General features: G+C 68.7%; 19 protein-coding genes. 6 read left to right on the top strand and 13 right to left on the bottom strand.

The features are described from left to right. Positions 1 to 6: 6 nt before the first annotated feature. Both ACIOTO_RS07470 and ACIOTO_RS07475 read left to right on the top strand, forming a co-directional pair. Positions 7 to 1,455 (top strand): sugar porter family MFS transporter, encoded by a 1,449-nt coding sequence (locus ACIOTO_RS07470; protein ID WP_262002416.1) that lies wholly within the window; start codon positions 7 to 9, stop codon positions 1,453 to 1,455. 9 nt (positions 1,456 to 1,464) lie between these two features. Further along, on the top strand, positions 1,465 to 1,800 hold the full coding sequence (locus ACIOTO_RS07475) for a hypothetical protein (protein WP_017829903.1): 336 nt from the start codon (positions 1,465 to 1,467) through the stop codon (positions 1,798 to 1,800). A 63-nt stretch (positions 1,801 to 1,863) separates the two neighbouring features. On the opposite strand, the gene trxA is transcribed toward ACIOTO_RS07475, so the two are convergent. From trxA to ACIOTO_RS07495, 4 genes are all read right to left on the bottom strand, one after another. Beyond that, on the bottom strand, positions 1,864 to 2,187 hold the full coding sequence (gene trxA / locus ACIOTO_RS07480) for a thioredoxin (RefSeq protein WP_021201395.1): 324 nt from the start codon (positions 2,185 to 2,187) through the stop codon (positions 1,864 to 1,866). A gap of 66 nt (positions 2,188 to 2,253) precedes the next feature. Further along, positions 2,254 to 3,228: a thioredoxin-disulfide reductase gene (gene trxB, locus ACIOTO_RS07485; protein WP_029264216.1), complete on the bottom strand. Its 975-nt coding sequence runs from the start codon at positions 3,226 to 3,228 to the stop codon at positions 2,254 to 2,256. 117 nt (positions 3,229 to 3,345) lie between these two features. Further along, positions 3,346 to 4,962 (bottom strand): murein biosynthesis integral membrane protein MurJ, encoded by a 1,617-nt coding sequence (gene murJ, locus ACIOTO_RS07490; RefSeq protein WP_400857261.1) that lies wholly within the window; start codon positions 4,960 to 4,962, stop codon positions 3,346 to 3,348. Beyond that, positions 4,955 to 7,132 carry a DUF6049 family protein gene (locus ACIOTO_RS07495; protein ID WP_400857263.1) on the bottom strand — a complete coding sequence of 726 codons (2,178 nt, stop codon included), beginning with the start codon at positions 7,130 to 7,132 and terminating at the stop codon, positions 4,955 to 4,957. Before ACIOTO_RS07495 ends, murJ begins: the two co-directional genes overlap by 8 nt. 97 nt (positions 7,133 to 7,229) lie before the next feature. Between ACIOTO_RS07495 and ACIOTO_RS07500 the strand changes: the two genes are divergently transcribed. From ACIOTO_RS07500 to ACIOTO_RS07510, 3 genes are all read left to right on the top strand, one after another. After that, positions 7,230 to 8,741 carry a class I SAM-dependent methyltransferase gene (locus ACIOTO_RS07500; protein WP_400857264.1) on the top strand — a complete coding sequence of 504 codons (1,512 nt, stop codon included), beginning with the start codon at positions 7,230 to 7,232 and terminating at the stop codon, positions 8,739 to 8,741. Positions 8,742 to 8,769: 28 nt separating this feature from the next. Beyond that, positions 8,770 to 9,825: an LLM class flavin-dependent oxidoreductase gene (locus tag ACIOTO_RS07505; RefSeq protein WP_105711983.1), complete on the top strand. Its 1,056-nt coding sequence runs from the start codon at positions 8,770 to 8,772 to the stop codon at positions 9,823 to 9,825. Between the two features lie 81 nt (positions 9,826 to 9,906). Next, positions 9,907 to 11,862 (top strand): collagen binding domain-containing protein, encoded by a 1,956-nt coding sequence (locus tag ACIOTO_RS07510; protein ID WP_400857265.1) that lies wholly within the window; start codon positions 9,907 to 9,909, stop codon positions 11,860 to 11,862. Between the two features lie 75 nt (positions 11,863 to 11,937). Here the strand turns inward: ACIOTO_RS07510 and ACIOTO_RS07515 are convergent, their stop codons facing one another. The 9 genes from ACIOTO_RS07515 to ACIOTO_RS07555 form a co-directional block, all read right to left on the bottom strand. Next, the gene (locus tag ACIOTO_RS07515; protein WP_400857267.1) at positions 11,938 to 13,701 is read right to left on the bottom strand and encodes an alkaline phosphatase family protein; all 1,764 of its coding nucleotides are present in this window, start codon (positions 13,699 to 13,701) and stop codon (positions 11,938 to 11,940) included. A 97-nt stretch (positions 13,702 to 13,798) separates the two neighbouring features. After that, positions 13,799 to 14,842: an ABC transporter ATP-binding protein gene (locus ACIOTO_RS07520; protein WP_105711986.1), complete on the bottom strand. Its 1,044-nt coding sequence runs from the start codon at positions 14,840 to 14,842 to the stop codon at positions 13,799 to 13,801. After that, positions 14,842 to 15,642 (bottom strand): ABC transporter permease, encoded by an 801-nt coding sequence (locus tag ACIOTO_RS07525; protein ID WP_400857268.1) that lies wholly within the window; start codon positions 15,640 to 15,642, stop codon positions 14,842 to 14,844. Before ACIOTO_RS07525 ends, ACIOTO_RS07520 begins: the two co-directional genes overlap by 1 nt. Positions 15,643 to 15,644: 2 nt before the next feature. After that, positions 15,645 to 16,472: an ABC transporter permease gene (locus ACIOTO_RS07530; RefSeq protein ID WP_029264225.1), complete on the bottom strand. Its 828-nt coding sequence runs from the start codon at positions 16,470 to 16,472 to the stop codon at positions 15,645 to 15,647. Then, complete coding sequence (locus tag ACIOTO_RS07535; protein ID WP_091027949.1) at positions 16,469 to 17,548, bottom strand: ABC transporter substrate-binding protein; 1,080 nt, start codon at positions 17,546 to 17,548, stop codon at positions 16,469 to 16,471. The genes ACIOTO_RS07530 and ACIOTO_RS07535 overlap by 4 nt, the downstream gene beginning before the upstream one ends. A 41-nt stretch (positions 17,549 to 17,589) precedes the next feature. Continuing rightward, the gene (locus tag ACIOTO_RS07540; protein WP_017829890.1) at positions 17,590 to 18,060 is read right to left on the bottom strand and encodes a DUF3830 family protein; all 471 of its coding nucleotides are present in this window, start codon (positions 18,058 to 18,060) and stop codon (positions 17,590 to 17,592) included. After that, positions 18,057 to 18,815, bottom strand: coding sequence for a gamma-glutamyl-gamma-aminobutyrate hydrolase family protein (locus ACIOTO_RS07545; protein WP_400857269.1), 759 nt, complete (start codon positions 18,813 to 18,815; stop codon positions 18,057 to 18,059). Before ACIOTO_RS07545 ends, ACIOTO_RS07540 begins: the two co-directional genes overlap by 4 nt. Further along, positions 18,812 to 20,302 carry an aldehyde dehydrogenase family protein gene (locus ACIOTO_RS07550; RefSeq protein ID WP_400857270.1) on the bottom strand — a complete coding sequence of 497 codons (1,491 nt, stop codon included), beginning with the start codon at positions 20,300 to 20,302 and terminating at the stop codon, positions 18,812 to 18,814. Before ACIOTO_RS07550 ends, ACIOTO_RS07545 begins: the two co-directional genes overlap by 4 nt. Before the next feature lie 115 nt (positions 20,303 to 20,417). Continuing rightward, on the bottom strand, positions 20,418 to 21,443 hold the full coding sequence (locus tag ACIOTO_RS07555) for an Lrp/AsnC family transcriptional regulator (protein WP_029264229.1): 1,026 nt from the start codon (positions 21,441 to 21,443) through the stop codon (positions 20,418 to 20,420). 121 nt (positions 21,444 to 21,564) lie between these two features. On the opposite strand from ACIOTO_RS07555, the gene ACIOTO_RS07560 reads away from it, so the two are divergent. Beyond that, positions 21,565 to 21,894 carry a DHCW motif cupin fold protein gene (locus ACIOTO_RS07560; RefSeq protein ID WP_400857271.1) on the top strand — a complete coding sequence of 110 codons (330 nt, stop codon included), beginning with the start codon at positions 21,565 to 21,567 and terminating at the stop codon, positions 21,892 to 21,894. The last annotated feature ends 43 nt before the right edge of the window (positions 21,895 to 21,937 follow it).

Raw genomic sequence — 21,937 nt, forward strand, 5'->3', positions numbered from 1 at the left:
TCAGTCATGTCCAGAGCAACAGGTCCAGCTGCCATCAAACGCCGTGTGATCGCGGTGAGCATCGCGGCGGCGTTGGGTGGTTTCCTCTTCGGATTCGACACGGCCGTGATCAACGGAGCGGTCGACGCTCTCGCCGGTGACGTCTCCGGGTTCGACCTCGGCACCGCACTGAAGGGCTTCGCCGTCTCGTCGGCCCTCATCGGCTGCGCCGTGGGTGCCTGGTTCGCGGGACCGGTGTCCAACAAGTACGGCCGTATCCCCGTGATGGTGGTCGCCGCGGCGATGTTCTTCATCTCGGCGATCGGATCCGGACTCGCGTTCGGTGTCATCGATCTGATCGTCTGGCGCGTGATCGGTGGTCTCGGCGTCGGGGCGGCATCGGTCATCGCCCCCGCCTACATCGCGGAGGTCTCGCCGGCCGCCGTGCGCGGGCGCCTCGGCTCCCTGCAGCAGCTCGCGATCGTGACCGGTATCTTCGCGGCTCTCCTCTCCGATGCGCTGCTCGCCAACCTCGCGGGAGCGGCCGACCAGCCGCTCTGGGGGCTCACGGCCTGGCGATGGATGTTCATGGTCGCCGCGATCCCCGCCCTCGTCTACGGGCTCATGTCGCTGCGTCTGCCGGAATCGCCGCGGTATCTGGTGCGCAAGGGAGAGTTGGAGCGGGCCGCGAAGGTTCTGGAGACCGTCACGGGGACCATCGACACCGATGCGAAGATCAAGGAGATCACCGGGACGATCAACACCGAGCGCTCCGAGTCTCTGCGAGACCTTCGGGGCAACCGCCTCGGGCTGAAGCCGATCGTCTGGATCGGCATCCTGCTCTCGGTGTTCCAGCAGTTCGTCGGCATCAATGTGATCTTCTACTACTCGACGACGCTGTGGCAGTCGGTCGGATTCGATGAGTCGAGCGCCCTGCTCACCTCCGTCATCACCTCGGTGACGAACATCGTCGTGACGATCGTGGCGATCCTGCTGGTCGACAGGATCGGGCGGCGCATCATGCTCCTCGTGGGTTCCGTCGGTATGACGGTGACGCTGGGACTGATGGCGGTCGCGTTCTCGTTCGGCACGCTCGACGCTCAGGGGACGGCGACGCTTCCGGACCCGTGGGCGACCGTCGCCCTGATCTGCGCGAACGGCTTCGTGGTCTTCTTCGGCGCCAGCTGGGGTCCGCTGGTCTGGGTGCTGCTGGGCGAGATCTTCCCGAACTCCATCCGCGCCGGTGCTCTCGCGGTGGCTGCGGCAGCGCAGTGGGTCGCGAACTTCTTCATCTCGACCACGTTCCCGGCCTTCGCCGAGATCGGCCTCACCTTCGCCTACGGCTTCTACGCGTTCTTCGCACTCCTGTCGTTCTTCTTCGTGTTCTTCAAGGTTCCCGAGACCAAGGGCAAGGAGCTCGAAGAGATGACCGAGAACATGAAGGTCGTGCGACGCGGGGGTCCCCAGCAGACGTAGGCTGGATGCATGACCGAGTCCGTACAGCGCCGCGCCAGCCTGGAAGTGCTGCGCGCGGAGGCGGCAGACGAACTCGCGGTCCTCATCCAGGAGCGACTCCTCGGCGGGGAGGACCCCTGGGAGTTCATGGAGGAGCTGCCGAGCGTCGACGAACTGGTCGTCTACCTCCTGCGCGCCGACAACATCAACGCGAACGACGGAGTGCGCCCGAACGCCGCTCGGCACTACCGTGTGCTGCGGCAGATCGCCCTCGAGTACCCCGAGCTCACCTCGGCCGTCTGGGGGCTTCTCGACGAGAAGCAGCGCCACCGACGCTGGGACCCCAGCGTCGCCGACGCCTCCTGACCGCCTGAGGACACGAAAAAGGCCGCCACCCCCGGGGGATGGCGGCCTTTCGACGTCAGAGGATCAGCCGATGAATGCGGCGAGGTCCTTCTCGAGCGCGAACTTCGGCTTCGCACCGATGATGGTCGTCTTGACCTCACCACCGTGGAAGACCTTCATCGCCGGGATCGACGTGATCTGATACTTCATCGCCAGCTCGGGGTTCTCGTCGACGTTGAGCTTGAGGATGGTGATCTTGTCGGGGTTGTCGGCCTGGATCTCGTCCAGAACCGGCGCGACCATGCGACACGGACCACACCACTCAGCCCAGAAGTCCACCAGCACCGGACCGTCGGCCTGCAGAACGTCCTGCTCCCAGGTCGCCTGGCTCGTAGCCTTTGCACTCATCAGAGTTCTCCTTGATTGGGGTTCGCCTGCTACAACAGCAAACGAGGGAAAAGTGTTCCCGCCGCCTCAGGCGACGATGATCTCGGCGGCCTCCGCAGCCGGAACCTCCACGGAGGCATCCTCGAGATCAGCGAGGAAGTGCTCCGCATCGAGGGCCGCGACCGTGCCGGTACCGGCAGCCGTGATGGCCTGGCGGTACGTCGGGTCGATCACGTCGCCGGCGGCGAACACGCCGGGAACCGAGGTCTTCGACGAACGGCCGTCGACCCAGATGGTGCCCTCGGGCGTCAGCTCGAGCTTGTCGTGCACGAGGTGCGTGCGCGGGTCGTTGCCGATCGCGATGAAGAGTCCGTCGATGGGAAGGTCGCTGAGCGTGCCGTCGACCGTGTTGCGCAGCTGCACACCGGAGACGGAATCGCCACCGAGGACCTCGGCGACCTCGCTGTTCCACACGAACTCGATCTTCTCGTTCGCGAAGGCGCGCTCCTGCATGATCTTCGAGGCACGCAGCGTGTCCTTGCGGTGGATCACGTAGACCTTCGAGGCGAAACGGGTGAGGAACGTGGCCTCTTCCATGGCGGAGTCGCCACCGCCGACGACGGCGATCGTCTTCTCGCGGAAGAAGAACCCGTCGCAAGTCGCGCACCACGAGACGCCGTAGCCGGAGAGACGCTCCTCACCGGCGATGTCGAGCTTGCGGTAGGCCGAGCCGGTCGCGTAGATCAGCGACTGCGTCTCGTGCACGGCACCGGAGCCGAGCGTGACCGTCTTGACGGGGCCGTCGAGGTCGAGCTCGGTGACGTCGTCGTAGAGGACCTCGGTGCCGAACTTCTCGGCCTGCTCCTGGAACTTCGCCATCAGCTCGGGACCCTGGATGCCCTCGGGGAAGCCCGGGTAGTTCTCGACCTCGGTGGTGTTCATGAGCTCGCCGCCGACCTCGACCGAACTCGCGATGAGCAGCGGCTTGAGGTTGGCCCTGGCCGCGTAGATGGCAGCCGTGAATCCGGCGGGGCCGGAGCCGATGATGATGACCTGACGCATGTGCTCTCCGTCTTAGAAACTGCGGTCGAATGACCTTCGACTGCTTCAACCCATGGTAACCGCGGGGCATTCCCTCCGCAGTGTGCGCCACCGGGCTGGGAGACGCCTCCGCGCGGATCAGCGGCCGGGCAGGAAACGACGCACGAGGCCGCCCGCCGCCTTGAGTTCCGGCGCGCGCATGAGGGCCAGGATCGCGACGTAGACGATCACGACCGTGAGGCCGATGATCGCGGTCGCGAGGGTCGCCGGGATGACACCGGACGTCGCCCACCCTGAGGGGCCGCCGAGGAGCAGATACACGCCCCAGCCGGCGAAGCCGGCAGGGACTCCCGCCACGGCGAATCGCAGGATGGCGAGCATCCAGGACCCCACCCCGAGCCCACCGATCTTCCGGTGCAGCAGCCAGGTGGCGACGATCGTCTGCAGGGTGCTTGCGATGGACTGACCGAGGGCGACGGCTGCGGCGAGCTGGGTCAGCGGGATCACGTCTGCGGCGAGGAGCCCGGCCGCGGCCAGAGCGGTGATCACGATGAGCACGCACTGGAAGATCGTGAACCAGAACGGCGTGCGGGTGTCGTCGTAGGCGTAGAACGTGCGCTGGACGATGAAGAGGATCGTCAGCGGGATCAGGCTGATCAGGTAACAGAGCAGCACCAGGGCAGCGCCCTGCGCATCGGGCGCGCTCTCTGTGAAGACGCGCGAGGCGGGAATCGCGGCGGCGGCTACGGCCGCCACTGCGGCGACGATGAAGAACAGGAGGGTGCGGATGCTGCGGGAGATGTCTCCCCGCACCTCGTCGTGACGACCGGCTGCCGCATGCTCGCTGATCTGCGTGAAGTACGGCGTCCCGATCGAGAGCACGATGACCGAGTACGGCAGCATGAAGATCAGCCAGGCATTGCCGGTGACCGCGAGCGAGGCACCCGATTCGGAGGCGGCGCTGACGATCCGCCCCTGAAGGATCCCTGCCGCGAGCGATGCGAACGCCATGAGGAAAGTCCAGCCGGCGAGCTTTCCGACACCACCCAATCCGACGCCGCGCCAGTGGAAGTCCGGGCGGAGTGCGAGACCGGTGCGCCGCCAGAACAGCAGGAGCACGAGGGCCTGGATGGCGATGCCGAGGGTCGCGGTCCCGCCGAGTGCGGCGATCATGTCCGGCGTCCAGTCCGCAGCGCTTCGGGATACGGGCGAGAACACCCATCCCAGCAGGAGGAAGCCGATGATCGAGACGATGTTGTTGACGACGGGGGCCCACGTGAACGGGCCGAAGATGCGGCGGGCATTCAGTGCTTCGCCGAGGAGCGCGTAGAGGCCGTAGAAGAGGATCTGTGGAAGACACCAGTACGCGAGAGCCGTCGCGAGCGCCTGGGTGGCGGAAGGGAGGCCACCCGCGACGAGCTGGATCAACCAAGGAGCGGCGATCGTCGCGACAGCGGTGACGGCGACGAGCACGACGGTGCCGAGGGTGAAGAGCTTCGAGATGAACGCGTTGCCGCCGTCCGCATCCGCGGCGGCCTTCACGATCTGCGGCACGATCACGGCCGTGAGGATGCCGACCGAGATGAGCGAGAAGACGCTGTTGGGCAGTGTGTTCGCGGCGGCGAACGCGTCGGCGGGACCCGACTTGTACGAGCCGATGACGCCGACGAGGACGATGCTGCGCAGCAGGCCGGTGAGACGGGAGACGAGGGTGCCGGCGCCGATGACGGCGCTCGCGCGGCCGAGGCTACTCACGCGGGTCTTCTGTCGTGGTGGCATCCGGGCGGGCTTCCACGGCATCCTCTTCTTCCAGGGCTTCGATCTGCGCTTCGACGGCCGACTCCTCGACTGCCTCACGGCGCTTGCGGCGCACGGTGCGGATCACACCGAGCGCGATCAGCAGCACGATGATGCCGCCGAGGACGACGAGTCCGATCGTCTCCCACTCCGCACGTACAGCGACCCTGAGCGTCTGATCACCCTGGATCTGCACGCCCGTGGGGCTGTAGAGACTGAGCCGGAGGTCGACCTCGCCGCTGCCCACTCGAGCCGACACGGGCACCTTGATGCGTGTCGTGGACTGGGCCTGCACGATCGTCTCGTCCGGGGACCTGACCTCGAGACGCGGATCCGTCGGCGAGACGAAGAGCTGCACTGTCACAGGCCACGGAAGGTCATTGCGCACCGCGATCGGCAGATCGGCGTTCGCCGTGAGCAGCTGGATCGTGCTGGACGGGGGGATGTTGACCGCGTCGAGCGTGGCGTTCGTCTGTGCCTGATGATCCGCGAAACCCTCGGCGAACGCGGCGGCCGATGTTCCGACCGACAGCGTGCGCAGGATCCGGATGCGTTCGGGGCTGAGCAGCACCTGGGGGTCGGCGAGGATCGACGAGAACGCGGTGAGCCGGGACTCATCGGCGAGGAGTGTCGTCACGGCGGCGGATCGCGCAGCATCCGGTTCCCCGGTGACCGTGACCGGAACGGGCGCCGCTGCCCGGAGCGTCGCGAGCTCGAACCCGGCCGAGTCGGCGGCGGTGATCGCGTCGCGCAGCGCGTCGGAGGAGCGGTTCTCATCCCGGTCCAGGCCGATGAGCAGGGGAGCGGTGGGGGCGGCACGCTGTGCCAGCTGGAGGAGGGCGGCCGCCTCGGCGAGAAGTCGCTGACGGTCGGCGGGATTCAGCGCCGCCGCCACCCGCGAGAGCACGTCGGAGGTCGCGGCATCCGTGACCAGGAGGTCGTTGCCGCCGGCTGTCGCATGAGCCGTGCTCTGTCCGCCGACCGCCGTCGAGGAGACGATCGTCGTGGTGTCGGCGCCCACGTAGCCGGCGAAGGCGGTCAGGTCGGCGGAAGTGGGGGTCTGCGGCCACAGGATGTGAGGCAGAGCGCCGTCGATCGCCGTGAGTTCGTCATCGCTGGGGAGTGCCGGAGACTCCGTGGCGCTCGGGGTCGGACCGGGTGTCGCATCAGGCGCGTCGGTCGGTGCGGCCGTTGCCGGGACTCCCGGGAAGTTCGCGGGATCGAGCAATGGGGTGAGAGCCCGGGGCTGCAGCAGCTCAGGCAGACCCGCCTGCGCCTGCGCCGTCGCATCCGCATCACCGAACTGCAGCGCGAAACGCGCGTTCGGGAGGTTGTCGAGTCGTGTCAGCCAGTCGCGGGCGGTCTCCGGGGCGGCGGTGCCGAGCGCCCGGATCGCGGCGGGGATGGACGGGTCGATGGCCAGCACGGCGGTCGTCCCGGCGACGCCGTCGAGCTGTGCGGTCAGGGCCCCGTCGGGAGCAGTGAGTTCCGAGAGCTCGGCGGCCGTCAGCAGTGCGCCGCCTTCGGGCGTCGCCGTGACGGGAACGAGCACTCCGACCTGCGCGGTCTGGGGGGCGGCGATCACCAGCACGCTCGTCGCGGTCGCATCCACGGCCTCGGCGTCTGCGGCATCGCCGGCCGAGGCGGTGAGTTCCGCGCGCAGCGGGTAGACGCCGGGCGCGAGGTTGCCCAGGGTCGCCTCGGACACGAAGATCGTGGTCGTCGCCGACGCACCGCCATCGATCGGGTCGGTGTCTTCGGCGCCGATGGAGGCGAAGGCACCTGTCGCCTCGCCGTCGTCGAGCCAGGTGGAGACGGCCGCAGCATCGGTGAGCGGGGTGCGATTGAGTTCGACCTCGACCTGACCCGTGGTGAGTGCGGCGTCGGTGGCGTTCTCCACGGTGACGATCGCCGACGTGGACGACCCCGGTGCGACGAGCCCGCGAAGACCGGCCGAGACATGCAGCTCGACGCTCTTTTCGTCGTCGGATTGCGCCTGATCGGCGGCGACCGCGGCGCTCGGTGCGACGAACGCACAGCCGCTCACTGCGATCGCGAGAACAGCGGTCGCTCCTGCGAGCCGTCGCAGGCGCGCACGGAGGCCGATGTCGGGGGTGATCGCGGTCATGAAGGTCTTCCTCGAACGCCCGGGAAGAGGCTGCTCGTGAGTACTGACCTAGTGATTCTAGGAGGCTCTGCGAAAGAGAACCCTGAAGACGCGTAGAGTGACGGCCGTGTCCGACACCCCCGCACCGGTCCCCGACCCGCTCCGCACGGCCGCGCTCGCCGCGGATCTCGACGCTGCGGACCTCCGCTCCGAGCCGCTGCGGCGCCTGTGGGGTGAGGAGGCGGACGACGCACTCGCCCGTGGGATGCGGGAGCCGATCCTGCGGGCCATCGACGGTGACTCCGGAACGCTCGCCACGCTCGGGCGTCTGCTCGTGCTCGGAATGCCACAGCCGCGCGCCCACGTCATCGACGCGCTGCCGCGGCTCGGAGTGGACGGACTCGTGGCGCTCGGTCTCGCCGAGGCGGACCCCGACACGGTGACGCCGACGGCCCTGCTGCGACCGCAGTCGTTCGTCGACGCCGACGGGGTGGGGGAATGGTGGATCGCGAGCGATCTCGATGAGGTCGCCCTCGACGCCCCGTTGCCCGCCGACCACGTGCTCGGTGTCGGCGGGGCATCGCGCACGCTCGCCGAGACCATCGTCCCGATCGAAGTGGAGCGCGCGCTCGACCTGGGCACCGGATGCGGCATCCAGGCGCTCCTCGTCGCACGACGCGCCGGCACGGTCGTCGCGACCGACATCTCGACCCGTGCCCTCGCGTTCGCCGAAATCAACGCCCATCTCAACGGGGTGACGAACATCGAGTTCCGCCACGGCAGCATGTTCGAGCCGGTGGCGGGGGAGGCGTTCGACCTGATCGTCTCGAATCCTCCGTTCGTGATCACCCCGCGCGTCGAGGGAGTGCCCGCGTACGAATACCGTGACGGCGGACTCGTGGGGGATGCGCTGGTGGAGCAGTTCATCCGCAGCGCCCCTGCCCACCTGACGCGGAACGGCATCGCGCAGCTGCTCGGCAACTGGGAGTCGAAAGCCGCGATCACCGGGCTCGCACGTCTCGAGGCCTGGGTGCCGGCCGAGCTCGACCTGTGGGTGATCGAGCGTGAGGAACTCTCGCCTCTGGGCTACGCGGAACTGTGGATCCGCGATGGCGGGACCACGCCGCGCGACCCCGGTTTCACGCCGCTGCTGACCGCATGGCTCGACGACTTCGCTGCCCGCGGAGTGACCTCGATCGGCTTCGGCTACGTGCTGATGCGTCGGGGCACCTCGGGCGAACCACTGCGGCGCACCGAGCGCATCGCCCAGCCCGTCGCGAACGTCGGGGCCGCCTTGGCGACGGGCCTCGCGGCGCAGGATGTGCACGCCGAAGGGCTGCCGGCCACCCTGGTGGTCGCTGCCGACGTCACCGAGGCGCGGCATCTGATGCCGGGTGACGACGACCCGAGCGTGATCGAGCTGCGTCAGGGTGGCGGCTTCGGTCGCACGATCTCTGTCGACCCTGCTCTCGCCGGTTTCGTCGGCGCCTGCGACGGAGAACTCACCGTGGTGCAGATCGCGGCCGCGCTGGCGGACCTCTTCGAGGTGCCGCTCGCCGACCTGTGGGCCGACCTCGAGCCCCGCATCCGCTCCCTCATCCTCGACGGCATCCTGCTGCCGGGGGAATAGTCCTCAGATTCATGCGTTGGAATAGATCATGAAGGCTTTCGGATTCCTCTCTTTCGGTCACTACGCCGACGTGCCCGGCTCGGCGACCCGCACCGCGGGCGACATGTTGAAGCAGACGATCGAGATCGCCGAAGGAGCCGACGAGATCGGTGTGAACGGCGCCTCGGTGCGCGTGCACCACTGGGCACGTCAGGCCGCCTCCCCGATGCCGCTGCTGTCGGCGATGGCCGCGCGCACGAAGCGCATCGAAGTCGGTACCGGCGTGATCGACATGCGGTACGAGAACCCGTTCCAGTTCGCCGAGGAGGCGGCCGCCCTCGACTTCATCGCCGACGGCAGGATCGCGCTCGGCGTGAGCCGTGGTTCACCCGAGACGGCACTGCGCGGCTATGAGACGTTCGGCTACGTCGACGAGGAGGACCCGGAGCGCGGCAGCGTGCTCGCGCGGGAGAAGTTCGACCTGTTCCTGCGGGCGATCGACGGAGAGGGCCTCGCTCCCGGTGACCCGCGGATGGTGGGTGCCGGCCGGTACCTCGCGATCGAGCCGCAATCGCCGACCCTCCGCGACCACATCTGGTGGGGCTCGGGTTCGCGCGCCACGGCCGAGGAGACGGGACGCAAGGGGCTCAACATGATGAGCTCCACCCTCGTGACCGAGGCGACGGGACAGCCGTTCCACGAGCTGCAGCGCGAGCAGATCGAACTGTTCCGCTCCGCATACAAGGAGGCAGGACACACCGGCCGCCCGCGGGTCTCGGTCAGCCGCAGCGTCTTCCCGCTCGTCTCCGACATGGACCGGGCCTACTTCGGCCTGCGCAGCGAGGAGAACGCCGACCAGATCGGTGTGATCGACGGCTTCCGCTCGACCTTCGGCAAGACCTACGCCGCCGAACCGGACGTGCTCATCGCGCAGCTGAAGCAGGACGAGGCCGTGATGGCCGCCGACACCCTTCTGCTGACCATCCCGAACCAGCTCGGCCCGGAGTACAACCTGCACGTGCTGGAGGCGTTCGCGACGCACGTCGCACCGGCGCTCGGCTGGAAGCCCAACACGGAAGGACCCGTCCAGGGCGACGCCGTCTGACGGGGCCCCCGCCCGCTGGCCGGCGCCCCGTATCGAGGAATTCACTTTCGGACCGCACCGGTATATCAGTACGCTGACCGCATGCGTGCCTCTCGCAGAGCGACCATCGCCGGAACCATCGTCCTCATCGCGGTGCTCGTCGGCGCCCTCCCGGCTTCGGCCGCGACCGTCGCCTCCTGGGCGACCTGGCAGCCGCTCGTCGGCGTCGGCGGGGCATTCACGACATCGGTGCAGGTGGCGGCGAAGCCCGCGATCACCGCGACCGTGACCAGCGATTCGCGCGGCGGACAGGTCGGCGTGATCAGCGGTGCCTCGACCTGGCTCTCGGAGGGCACCGCGATCGGGGCGAAGTACGGCTCGAGCAGGGACCAGCCGTACCTGAACCTGCGCCCCCGGGCCGACAACGCCACGAGCCCCTCGACCACGACGTACTCCTTCGCGACGCCGACCCCGACCTCGGGATGGGCCTTCGCAGTGGGGGACATCGACGCGGACTCGGTGCGCATCCAGGCCGTCGCCCCCGATGGACACGTGCTCGACGCGACCGAGATCGGGCTGCGGGACCGGTTCAACTACTGCGCCCCCGGAATCGCGGGGAAGCCGTCGTGCACGGGGGCTGCCGATGACGTGCCGAGCTGGGATGCCACGACCCTCACCCTCACCGGCAACGCGGCGGCCCTGGACACCAGTGGCGCGGCAGCCTGGTTCGAGCCGAGCACCCCGATCAGCTCCCTCAGCCTGATCTTCACGCGTCGCTCGGGCCTTCCCGTGTACCAGACCTGGTTCGCGTCGATCGCCCAGGACATCACGGGCACCGTCACCGACACGGGGGCGCCGTCATCGGGCATTCCGCTCACACTGACGGACGCGAACGGCACAGTCGTGGGGACCACGACGACCGCGGCAGACGGCACGTACTCGTTCCCCGGGTTCGTCGCCGCTGACGGCTACACGGTGCGCGTGACCCCGCCCGCCGGCAAGATCTCGACCGGGCCGACCACGGTCGCCGTGAACCTCAGCGGCGGGGACGCCGTCGCCGACTTCGGGCTGCGCGACATCGTGCCTGTCGCGGTATCCGGAACCGTGACCGACACCACCGGCGCCCCCATCCCCGGGGTGACCGTGACGATCGACGGACAGGCCACCACGACGGACGCCGACGGGAACTACCTGTTCGACCAGGTCCCGGTCGGGACGCATCCCGTGACGATCACGACCCCGCCCGGCTACACCGTGGCCACCCAGCCGCCGCCGGTCACCGTTCCAGCCGGCAGCGAGGTGCCGATCATGGACGTGGACTTCGTGGTCGCCGAGAACGCTGACCTGCGCGGCGCGGTGCGCGCCAACGGCACGGGTGTGGCCGGCGTCACCGTGACCGCGGTCGCTCCCGGCGGGGCGACCCTCACACGGGTGACGGATGCGTCGGGGGCGTACTCGTTCCCCCGGCTCGCTGCCGGAGACTACACGATCACGATGACGACGCCCGCGGGATTCGTCGCGACGTCTCCGGCCACGCGGAACGAGCAGGTGGCCGCGGTCGACGTGGAGAACGTGGACTTCGAGCTGGCGCGCCTCGGCGCGATCGACGGCACCGTGCGCGATGACGACGGTGCCCCCGTCGCGGGCGTGGTGGTGACACTCACCGGACCGGGCGCGCCGCAGCAGCTCACGTCCGACGCGGACGGCACGTTCGGGCTCGGCGCCCTGCCGCCCGGCGCCTACACCCTCACGGTTGTGCCCCCGACGGGCACGAGCGTCGTCGGCTCGGCGACGCGCACGGTCGTCATCACCGCCGCCGGAGACGTGATCGCCGAGCAGGACTTCACGCTCGCCGCCGATGCCGTCGTCGTGCCGCCGGACCCGACCGACCCGCCGGACCCGAGCACTCCGCCGACCAGTGGGGGCAACGGGACCGACCCGCTTCCCGCGACAGGACTCGGGCCCGAGACGCTCGCGTGGGCGGCCGGCGGTGCTGCCGTTCTCCTCCTCGGCGCGACACTCCTGATCCTCGGCCGCCGGCGCTCCGCGCGGAAGTAGCCCGGGCGGAGAGTCGCACCCGCGTCGCACAGTCCCCGGGAATCGTGCGACCGCGGGCGAAGACTGCGACCGCGGTCAGCTGCTCTTCGGCGGGCCGAACAGCTCCTCGCCGTGCTCGTGGAGCAGCTTGTACGCGTCGGCGAAGGTCTCCGGCTCCTTCTCGCCGGGTTTGCCGTACCGGGCCAGAAGCAGCCCGAGCAGCCCGCGTGCCGGGGGCGTCAGCGGCTTGAGGTGCTCCTTCACATCGGGTTGCGGCACCGCTTCCTCCGGATTCGGCGGCGTGTACGAGGGCTTCGTCGTCGGCCAGTCGGCCGGATGCCGGGGCTGATCCAGATTCACGACGTTGAACAGTGTGTTGGCCGAGGCGTCGCGGTCGTTGAGCGGCTTCAGACCGTGCAGACGCGAGAGCGTCGCCGTGACCGAGCCGTGGTGCATCTCGTCGTGGACGATGGTGCCGCGCTTCGTGTACGCCGACACCGCGATGGCCGGGACGCGGCATCCGAGTCGATCGAAGGTGAACCCCATCTCGCCCGCTCCGGTGTCTTTCGTCGGCTTCGTCGCCGCGGGCGGCGGCACGTGGTCGTAGCATCCGCCGTGTTCGTCGAAAGTGATCAGCAGCAGGGTGTTGACGGCGTTCGACCCCGTCGGCGAGGCGCTCGTGCGCACCGCCTCGTAGATCTCGTGGATCAGCAGATCACCGGCGCGCACGTCGGAGATCGCGCTGTCGAAGACCTCCTCGCCCTCGACGAAGCCCTCCCGCGGTGAGCCGAACGGCGGGTGGAAGTCGTTGTGGTCGTAGACCATCCGCGGCTCGATGAAGGCGTACGCGGGGAGCTTGCCGTCTTTCGCGTCGGCGTAGAAGTCCTCCATCGTGCCGAAGTGATCCGTGCGCCAGTACTTCTCCAGCACCGGGGCGTGCAGCATGCCGGTGAAGGAGACGAGCTGGAGCTTGTCGATGTAGATCTTCCAGTCGAGCTTCTTCTCCTCGAGCCGGTTGAACACCGTCGGCGCTGCGGGTGCATCGATCCACTTGTCGTAGCCGCCGCCGGCCTGGTTCGTCACGAAGCCGTGCGACGTCGAGGCGTGGAAGAAGGAGCGATTGCAGAACGTCTGCGACGGGACGCCGGCGTACCAGTGGTCGAACACCGCGAACTCGGCAGCGAGCGTCGACAGCACCGGCAGCATCGCGGGGGAGAAGGAGCCCATGATGTGCTTCGCCTCGTCGACGCTCGGCTCCTTGCCCTTGCGCAGCCGACGGAAGTTGATGATGTAGTCCTGGAGGAACCCCGACATCGAGGCCTTCTCGCCGTTCGTCGGGGCGTTGTAGGGCGCCTCCATCTGGTCGACGAAGAGCTCGGCATTCGACTTCGGATCCACCGTTCCGAAGATCTGGGTGTTGACGTGCGGGTACTCCTCACCCGGATCGGGATCGGGGTGGCTCATGATGCGATCGGTCTCGCCCTCGTAGACGTGCGCCTCGACCACGGTGCCGTCGGATGCCTTGTTGCTGTGCGTGCCGAACGCCAGGCCCTCGAACGTCTCACCCGCCGGCAGGTTCTCCTTCGAGTACAGGTACCCGAGGAGATTGTCGAACGAGCGGTTCTCGCCCATCACGACGACGACGTGGTCGAACCCCGGCTCACTGCGCGGGGTCAGCGCGGCGTACGGGTCCGGATCGTCGGCGAAGCCGTCGCGCGCACCCGCCGCGACGGATGCTCCGATGGCAGCGCCGCCTGCGCCGCCGACGACCGCGCCCGCGAGGGCCGCCCCGCCGATCTTGAAGAAGCCTCGGCGGGAGGTGTCGGGTGCGGGGGAGGACTGCACGTCATCGTCGGCCATGCCGCGATCCTATGGCCGTGGCGTCTCATCGCCGTGGGATGCCGTGGAACTACCCCTGGTGAAGATGCGTCGGGTCGGTGATCGAGGGGCCGGGCCTTCAGGCGGCGGCGATCCAGAGCAGGGCGCCGTCGCGCCAGCCGAGACCGGCGGTGCCTTCGGGGATCGGATCCTCGTGCCGGGGACGCACGACCCTCATCCGCTTGCCGGCGAGCTCGACGATGTAGACGATGTCGGCACCGCGGTAGACGTGGGCGATGACGTCGACGCTCACCGGGGCGTCCGCGCCGACGGTGGGGGACAGGTGCAGGTCCTCCTGACGGAGCACCACCTCTCCGCCGCCGTCCGGGCCCGCACCGGTCAACGGCATCTGGATCCCGGTCCCGTCGAGGGTCGCGACAGCGCCTGAGCGGGTCGCCGGAAGGAGGTTCGCCGCCCCGATGAAGTCGGCGGCGAACGGGGTGCGCGGTGCGCCGTAGAGCTCGGCCGGTGCACCCTCCTGCTCGATCACACCGCCGTTCATGAGGACGATCCGGTCGGAGAGGCTCATCGCCTCCTCCTGGTCGTGCGTCACGAACACGGTGGTGAGCCCGAGGGTGCGGTGCAGCTCCTTCAGCTCGACCTGCATGTCCTCACGCAGCCGGGCGTCGAGGTTCGACAGCGGCTCGTCGAGCAGGAGCACGCGGGGCTCGAAGGCGATGGCCCGGGCGAGTGCGACGCGCTGCTGCTGACCGCCCGAAAGCTGCGCCGGCATCCGATCGGCGAGGTGACCCATCTGCACGCGCTCCAGAGCTCGCACAGCCAGCTCCTTCTGCTCGGCCTTCGACTTCTCGCCCGACATTCGCAGTCCGAAGCGCACGTTCTCGACGACGCTCATGTGCGGGAAGAGCGCGTAGCTCTGGAACATCATGCCGAGGTGCCGCTTCTCGGGCGGGAGCTTGGTCACATCCTGACCCGCGATCTCGATCGTGCCGCCGCTCGGGGATTCGAGGCCGGCGATGCAGCGCAGGAGGGTCGTCTTTCCGCAGCCCGAGGGGCCGAGGAGGGAGACGAACTCCCCGGACTGCATCGAGAGGTCGATGCCCTTTAGCACCTTCGTCCCCTTGAAGTCCTTGGTGAGTGAGGTGATGGTGAGTGTTGTCATCAGACGAACAACCTTCCCAGGCCGATGATGCGTTCGAGCACGATCATGAGGACGACGGTGAGCAGGACCATGAGAGTCGAGACGGCCGCCACGGTGGGCGACGTGCTGAACTCCAGCTGGCCGTAGATGGCGATGGGGAGCGTCTCGAGCTGCGGGGTGCGCAGGAAGAGGGCGATGACCGCATCGTCGAACGAGATGTTGAAGGCGAAGAAGGCGCCGGCCGCGATGCCGGGGCGGGCGATCGGGAGCACGACGAGCCGGTAGCGGTTCCAGGTGCTGGCGCCGAGAGTGCGCGCCGCCTCCTCGGTGAAGTGGTCGGCGCGGGTCATCACACCGGTCACGGTGCGCATCACGTAGGGGATCGCGATGACGATGTGGATCGCGATCAGCACGCCCACGTTGGGTGAGCCGATCGTGAGGGACGTGATGGACAGGGCGCCGATGGCGAGGATGATCGTGGGGATCGTCAGTGGCGACATCAACAGCGCCTGGATCGCCGCACCGCCGGGGACCTTGAAACGGGTGAGCGCGAGCGCGGCTGCGGTGCCGATCGCGGCAGCGAGGATCGCGACGGTGATGCCGACGAGCAGACTCAGGCGGAACGGCTCGAGGTAGGTGTCGGAGGTGAGCGCCTCGACGTACCAGTCGAGCGTGAAGCCCTGCCCGGGGAACGTCAGGAAGCGGTTCTCGCCGACCGAGGCACCGGCGACGACCATGAGCGGCACGAGCATGTACAGCGTCACGACGACGCCGAGGACGATCGCGAGGATCCTGCCGAGGATCGGAACGGAACGGACCATGGTCACACCTTCTGCTTCCCGAGCCGGGACGTCGCTGCGAGCACGAGCATGACCCCGGCGAACAGCAGCACGGCCTGCGCGGCCGCGAACGACCAGTCGAGGTTGGTGGTCGCGTCGACATAGATGGTCTGCGCGAACACCGGGATCTGGGCTCCGCCGATGAAGCGGGGGGTGATGAACGAGCTCACCGACAGGACGAACACGAGCGAGGCACCGGCGACGATGCCGGGCACAGCGAGGGGGAGGACGACGTGCCGCAGCGTGCGCCAGAATCCGGCGCCGAGGGTGCGGGACGCCTCTTCGAGCTGCGGGGTGATGCCGGAGATGACACCGAGGATGCTGAGCACCGCGAAGGGGAGGAGCACCTGCACCATCGCGATCACGACGCCGGTCTCGGTGCCGAGGAAGCCCTGGGTGCCGCCGACGAGGAACTCCGCGCCGGGGATCTGCATCATCAGCCCGGAGGGTCCCATCAGGACGACCCAGCCGAACGTGCGGACCACGACGCTCGTCATGAGCGGGAGGATCACGACGATCAGGAGGAAGGAGCGCACCTTCGAGCCGGCGCGGGCCATCACATAGGAGAGGGGGATGGCGATCACGAGGGTGATCACCGTCTGGATCACCCCCAGGCGGAGCGAACGCAGCGCCGCCTGGAGGTGATATTCACTCGTGAACAACCGGGTGAAGTTGTCGAGGGTGAACCCGCCTGCCGACGATTGCACGCTCATGAGGAGCATGCCGGCCACCGGCGTGACGAAGGCGAGCGCGAGCAGTGCGATCGCCGGCAGGAGCAGGAGCCAGGGCTCCCTACGGGTTCGGACGCTCATTTGGTGATCAGCGCATTCCACTCGTCGGTCCAGGACTGACGGTCGGCGGCGATGTCGCCGGGCGCGTAGACCACGACCGTGTCGAGCTCGTCGCCGGTGAGGACCGCATCCGCCGCGTCGTCGGAGAGCTCCGCCTTGGTGTTGACCGGCGAGTACCGCATGTTCTCCGCGAAGACGGCCTGCGCTTCGGGGCGCAGCTCGAAGTCGATGAAGAGCTTCGCGAGGTCGGGGTTGTCCCGGCCCTCGACGACGTTCGCCGTGATGAGGGAGGCGGTGGCGCCCTCCTCGGGGACGATGAACTCGACCGGAAGACCTGCGTCCTGCAGGGTGCCGGCGTAGTCCATCGCGTACGGAGCGATCCACGTGTCGCGCTGGGCGAACGCGGTCTGCAGGTCGGGCGACGTCGGGACCACGATCGCGTCGCCGGCCGAGGCGAGTGCCCCGAGGTCGGCGATGGCCTTCGAGGGGTCGTCGATTCCGCCGCCGAGAGCATCGGCGACGCGGAGCATCGAGAGCACACCGTACGTGTTCGAGAAGTCCGTGAGGGCGACGTGACCGGCGTACGCGTCGTCGAACAGGTCGAGCCACGAGGTGGGCGCCGGAGCATCCGCCTCGGTGTTGTAGACGAGTCCGATCGGCGCCAGCTGGATGACGGGGCCTTCGCCGCGCTCGAGCCCCGCGGTCGCGAGGTCGATCAGGTCACCGGACTCGGACAGGTCGTCGGCCGCGATCGGGGCGATGAGCCCGTCCTGAGCAGCCGTGAACTCCTGGCCGCCCGAGAAGTGCACGACATCGATCTGCGGGCTGGCCTTCTGGGCCGTGACCTGTGCGAGGGCGTCGGCGCTGTACAGCGTGATCAGCTCGACCTTGGCGCCGGTCTCCTCCTCGAAGGGATCGACGACGGCCTCGATGAAGGCCTTCTCCCAGTCGCCGCCGAAAGAGGTGACGACGATGGTCTCGCCGGCGAACTCCTTGTCGCCGGAGGATGCGGTGTCGTCACCGGATGCGCAGCCGGCGAGGATGAGGGCGCCGGTGGCGACGAGCGCTCCGGTGGTGAGGATTCTTCGGGTATTCATGCACTGCTCCTTCGGGATGGGTCCAGCACTGAGTGAACGCCTTAGACCAGGCGTCCGATGGTGAGCTGCTTCGCTCCGTCGATGCGGATCGCGGCGCTCTCCTTGGCGAATTCCGCGAGTCCTTCGGTGATGCCGCCCCAGATGTTGACGGGTGTCCATCCGAGCGGGCCGAGAGTACGGGCACCACGATCGTAGAAGACTCCGATCTCGTACCACTCGAACGGCAGGCCGCCCATCTGCATCGGACGCTGCCAGTACCACTGCAGGTCACCCGGTGCGGGCACGACCTGCTGGTTCTCGAACGGCACCTTCTCGGGGTCGAAGTTCTGTGCCTCTTCGGGAAGGCCGACCATGACCTCGGGTCCGGCGTACATCGCGTGCATCGCCTGCATGGTGACCGGCTTCTCCAGCGCACCCCACATGGCCTCGCAGGTGCGAGGGGCGAGGTCCTCGAACAGGGTGGCGACGGCGCGGACGCCGTTCTCGTACTCGAGGAAGACCTGCTTGGTCATCGTGTTCCTTTCTCTGCAGCGGGGTGTTCCGCTGCGCGTTCACGGGCGGCCGAGACGAACGCCGCGAACAGCGGCATCTCCTCTGCGGCCTCATCGGGGGCGATCATCTTCTCGGGGTGCCACTGCACCGCCCAGAAGGGCCAGTCGTCGTCGGCCTCAACGGCTTCGACGATGCCGTCCGGCGCCCAGGCGACCGGATGGAGGCCGGGGGCGGTGACGTCGATCGACTGGTGGTGGATGGTGTTCACGACGCGGTTCCGCGTGCCGTAGAGCGCGGCGAGACGGCTGCCTTCGGCGAGCGTGATCGGATGCCGTGCCGCCAGCTGCTGGTCGGCGCCGCGCACGGGCTGGTGGTCGGCGGTCGTCGGGATGTCGACGATCAGCGATCCTCCGAAGGCGACGTTGCTGACCTGGAGGCCGCGGCAGATCGCCAGCACCGGCAGACCGCGTTCACGGGCTCCGCGGGCGAGCGCGAGTTCGTAGCCGTCGCGCGAGGGGTCGTAGTTCTTGCCCTCCTGCGGCGCGGCGCCGTAGCGCGAGGGGTGCACGTCTTCTCCGCCGGAGAGCACCAGCCCGTCGAGGCGGTCGAGCACCTCGTCGACACCGGCGGTCGGCGGCAGCAGCACCACGGCGCCGCCGGCGGCCTCGATGGGCGCCGCGTACTCCGTGCCCAGGCTGTGGGCCGGGCGACCGCTGCCGAGGTCGGTGTCGATGAAACGGCGCCAGGTGGTGATGCCGATGAACGGGCGGGTCACGAGAGCTCGATCCAGGTGGTCTTCAGATCGGTGAACTTCTCCAGGGCGTGCAGGCTCTTGTCGCGGCCGAAGCCCGATCCCTTGACGCCGCCGAAGGGGATCGTCATGTCGCCCTCTTCGAAGCAGTTGACCCAGACGACTCCGGCGCGGAGGCGTCGCGACAGGGTGTGCACGGCATTGAGGTCGGTGCTCCAGAGGGCGGCGGCCAGACCGAATTCGGTGCCGTTGGCGATCGCGAGTGCGTCTTCGACGTCGTCGTACGCGATGACGGAGAGCACAGGACCGAAGACCTCGCGCTGGGCGACCTCGTGTTCGGGGGTGACGCCGAGCACGACCGGGGCGAGGTAGCTGCCGCCGTCGACGGCCCGGAACCGCTCGGCACTGCCGGCGGCGAGTTCGCCGCCCTCGGCCTGGGCGCGCTCGACGAATCCGGCGATGCCCGCGAGCTGCCTCTCGCTGACGATCGCGCCCATCGAGGTGGCGACGTCGAACGGGTCGGCGGGGAGGCTCGTGCGCGCGACCTCGGCCGCGATCTCCAGTGCTCGCTCATGCTGCGAACGCGGCACCAGCAGGCGGGAGGATGCCGTGCACATCTGCCCCTGGTTGTAGAAGCAGCCGTCGGCGGTGGCGCGCACGGCCCGTTCCAGGTCGGCATCCGGCAGCACCAGGCTTGCGGTTTTGCCGCCGAGCTCGGGCCAGACGCGTTTGCCGTTGGACGCGGCCGAGTAGCCGAGGAACTTCCGGCCGACCTCGGGCGAGCCGGTGAAGGTGACCACGTCGACGTCGGGGTGTTCGCCGAGTGCGCGGCCGGCGACCTGGCCGGTGCCGGGCGTGACGTTGAGGACGCCGGCGGGGATGCCGGCCTCGACCGCGAGCTCGGCGAGGCGCAGCGCGGAGTAGGTGGTGTGCTCGGCGGGCTTGAGCACGACGCTGTTGCCGACCGCGAGGGCGGGGGCGAGCTTCCACGCGGTCATCGTCAGCGGGAAGTTCCACGGCACGACGGCGGCGACCACTCCGGCCGGCTCGCGGGTCACGAGGGCGAGGCTGTTCGGCGCGGTGACCGGCATCTCGTCGAGCACCTTGTCGGCGGCCTCGCCGTACCAGCGGAAGCAGTTGACGACTGCGCGCAGCTCGGTCTGCAGGGCCTCGCGGATGGGCTTGCCCATCTCGAGCGAGATCGTGAGGGCGAGCTCCTCGGCGTTGTCGTGGATCTTCTGCGCGAAGGCGATGAGCAGCTGGCCGCGCTCACGGGGCGCGATGCGCGACCAGACGCCGGAGTCGAAAGCGGCGCGGGCCGAGCGGACGGCGCGGTCGACGTCACCGGCAGAGGCGGCCGTGATCGGCGGGAGCGCACGACCGTCTCGCGGGCTCACGGGAGTCAGAGGCTCGGCCGAGCCCGCCTCCCACGCGCCGTCGATGAACATGCGCGTGTGCAGGGGCAGCGTCGCCGCGCGATCCGCCCAGTCGTCTCCAGTAGCCGTGAACACGATCGTCCTCTCCAGGGGTGATGGCCCTGGAGAGGATACTCGCCCTATTTCGCCACTAGGTCAAGCCATTAAGAATGATCTCGCCATTTCGTTACAAGCCAGTAACAGAATCGGCCTAAAGACGGATGGCACCGGTCGGCATGTCATTCGCCAGCGCCTCCGGGGCCTCGTCGACGATCAGCGAGCCGCGCAGCACCGGGGTGATCACCACGAGCGACTCCACGACCTCGAGACCCTCGTGCCCCGCGACCGCCGGGCCCGTGAGGAAGCGGTAGAACTCGTCGGCATCCTTCACGAGCACATTGGCGAGCAGCTGCGAGGTGCCGGTGGTGGCCGCGATGAACTTCACCTCGGGGGCGGCGGCGAGGGCCGCGCCCACCTTCTCGAGGCGGGCCATCGGCACGCGCAGCCATACGAGAGCCTCGAGTCCCAGACCGAACAGGCTCGGCACGACCTCGGTGCGCGGGTGCATCAGTCCGCGGCGGCTCAGGGACTCCATGCGCCGGCGCGTGGTCGTGACGTTGAGGCCCAGGGCGCGGGAGAGCTGGGCCACCGGCATCCGCCCGTCCTTCAGGAGGAGTCGGATCAGAGCCTCTTCGTCGTCGCTGAGGGAGTCGGCGGGGTCGACCTCCGAGCCGGACGACTCGTCGAGCATGCGGGCCTGTTCGTCGGTCAGTACGCCCGCACGCCAGTCGTGCCCCGAGCGGAAGAACTTCAGGACAGTGGTGACGTTGATCGAGTCGATGCCCTCGAGCTCCGGGAAGTCGGTGAACAGCAGCTCGCGGATGGAGGCGTCGTCGTGGGGGAGCAGCATGCCGGCGATGTCGCTGCTGCCCTCGAGCACCGAGACCGACGAGGCGTCCGCGCGGCGGGCAAGGGTGCGCGCCACATGCCACAGCGCGTGCGGCTCGGTCGTGATGCGGAACAGCACCGCGCGGGCGTGCAGCACGCGGGCGGGGTCGACGTAGGTGGAGACGCGGACCAGTCCGCGATCGAGCAGCCGCTGTCCGCGACGGGCGACGGTGCGCTCGGGCAGGTCGACCACGCGGGCGATCTCTCCCCACGACGCACGGCCGTTCACCTGCAGGGCCGCGGCGACGATCCGATCGGTCTCGTCGGCCATCACATCGTTCGCGGGCACGGGCTCTCCTTCAGCGGGACGGACTCGGTGGAAGGTTATCCCAGTCCGGGGTCGCGCTGAGGCGTCGGTGGTCTCCTCGGCGCGGCAGAGTGGAGCGTCGCCGATGACCCATACTGAACCGATGAACCTTCCCGGACACGCTTTCAGCACCACCACCTGGGCAGAGATCGAACGCACCGTCCACCCGGGAATCACGGGGCAGGCGGTGTGGCGATCACAGCAGATCGGAGACACCCGCATCCGCATGGTCGAATACTCGCCGGGCTACGTCGCCGACCACTGGTGCTCGCGTGGCCACGTGCTGTTCGTCGTCGAGGGCACCCTCGAGACGGAGCTCGAAGACGGTCGGACCTTCACTCTGCACGCCGGGGAGAGCTATCAGGTCGGCACGGACATGGAAGCCCATCGCTCGAGCACCGAGACCGGCGCGCGTCTGTTCGTCGTCGACTGACGTCCGGCGTCCTCGCCATCCCGACCATGTGGGAACGGCGGGC

The organism is Microbacterium sp. NPDC087592 (assembly GCF_044743585.1).
Taxonomy (GTDB): domain Bacteria; phylum Actinomycetota; class Actinomycetes; order Actinomycetales; family Microbacteriaceae; genus Microbacterium.

What these genes read in the sequence shown, in the direction of transcription:
- ACIOTO_RS07470 (WP_262002416.1), top strand. Translation starts at nt 7, where the DNA reads ATGTCCAGAGCAACAGGTCCAGCTGCCATCAAACGCCGTGTGATCGCG.
- ACIOTO_RS07475 (WP_017829903.1), top strand. Translation starts at nt 1,465, where the DNA reads ATGACCGAGTCCGTACAGCGCCGCGCCAGCCTGGAAGTGCTGCGCGCG.
- trxA (WP_021201395.1), bottom strand. Translation starts at nt 2,187, where the DNA reads ATGAGTGCAAAGGCTACGAGCCAGGCGACCTGGGAGCAGGACGTTCTG.
- trxB (WP_029264216.1), bottom strand. Translation starts at nt 3,228, where the DNA reads ATGCGTCAGGTCATCATCATCGGCTCCGGCCCCGCCGGATTCACGGCT.
- ACIOTO_RS07495 (WP_400857263.1), bottom strand. Translation starts at nt 7,132, where the DNA reads ATGACCGCGATCACCCCCGACATCGGCCTCCGTGCGCGCCTGCGACGG.
- ACIOTO_RS07505 (WP_105711983.1), top strand. Translation starts at nt 8,770, where the DNA reads ATGAAGGCTTTCGGATTCCTCTCTTTCGGTCACTACGCCGACGTGCCC.
- ACIOTO_RS07510 (WP_400857265.1), top strand. Translation starts at nt 9,907, where the DNA reads ATGCGTGCCTCTCGCAGAGCGACCATCGCCGGAACCATCGTCCTCATC.
- ACIOTO_RS07515 (WP_400857267.1), bottom strand. Translation starts at nt 13,701, where the DNA reads ATGGCCGACGATGACGTGCAGTCCTCCCCCGCACCCGACACCTCCCGC.
- ACIOTO_RS07520 (WP_105711986.1), bottom strand. Translation starts at nt 14,842, where the DNA reads ATGACAACACTCACCATCACCTCACTCACCAAGGACTTCAAGGGGACG.
- ACIOTO_RS07525 (WP_400857268.1), bottom strand. Translation starts at nt 15,642, where the DNA reads ATGGTCCGTTCCGTTCCGATCCTCGGCAGGATCCTCGCGATCGTCCTC.
- ACIOTO_RS07530 (WP_029264225.1), bottom strand. Translation starts at nt 16,472, where the DNA reads ATGAGCGTCCGAACCCGTAGGGAGCCCTGGCTCCTGCTCCTGCCGGCG.
- ACIOTO_RS07535 (WP_091027949.1), bottom strand. Translation starts at nt 17,548, where the DNA reads ATGAATACCCGAAGAATCCTCACCACCGGAGCGCTCGTCGCCACCGGC.
- ACIOTO_RS07540 (WP_017829890.1), bottom strand. Translation starts at nt 18,060, where the DNA reads ATGACCAAGCAGGTCTTCCTCGAGTACGAGAACGGCGTCCGCGCCGTC.
- ACIOTO_RS07560 (WP_400857271.1), top strand. Translation starts at nt 21,565, where the DNA reads ATGAACCTTCCCGGACACGCTTTCAGCACCACCACCTGGGCAGAGATC.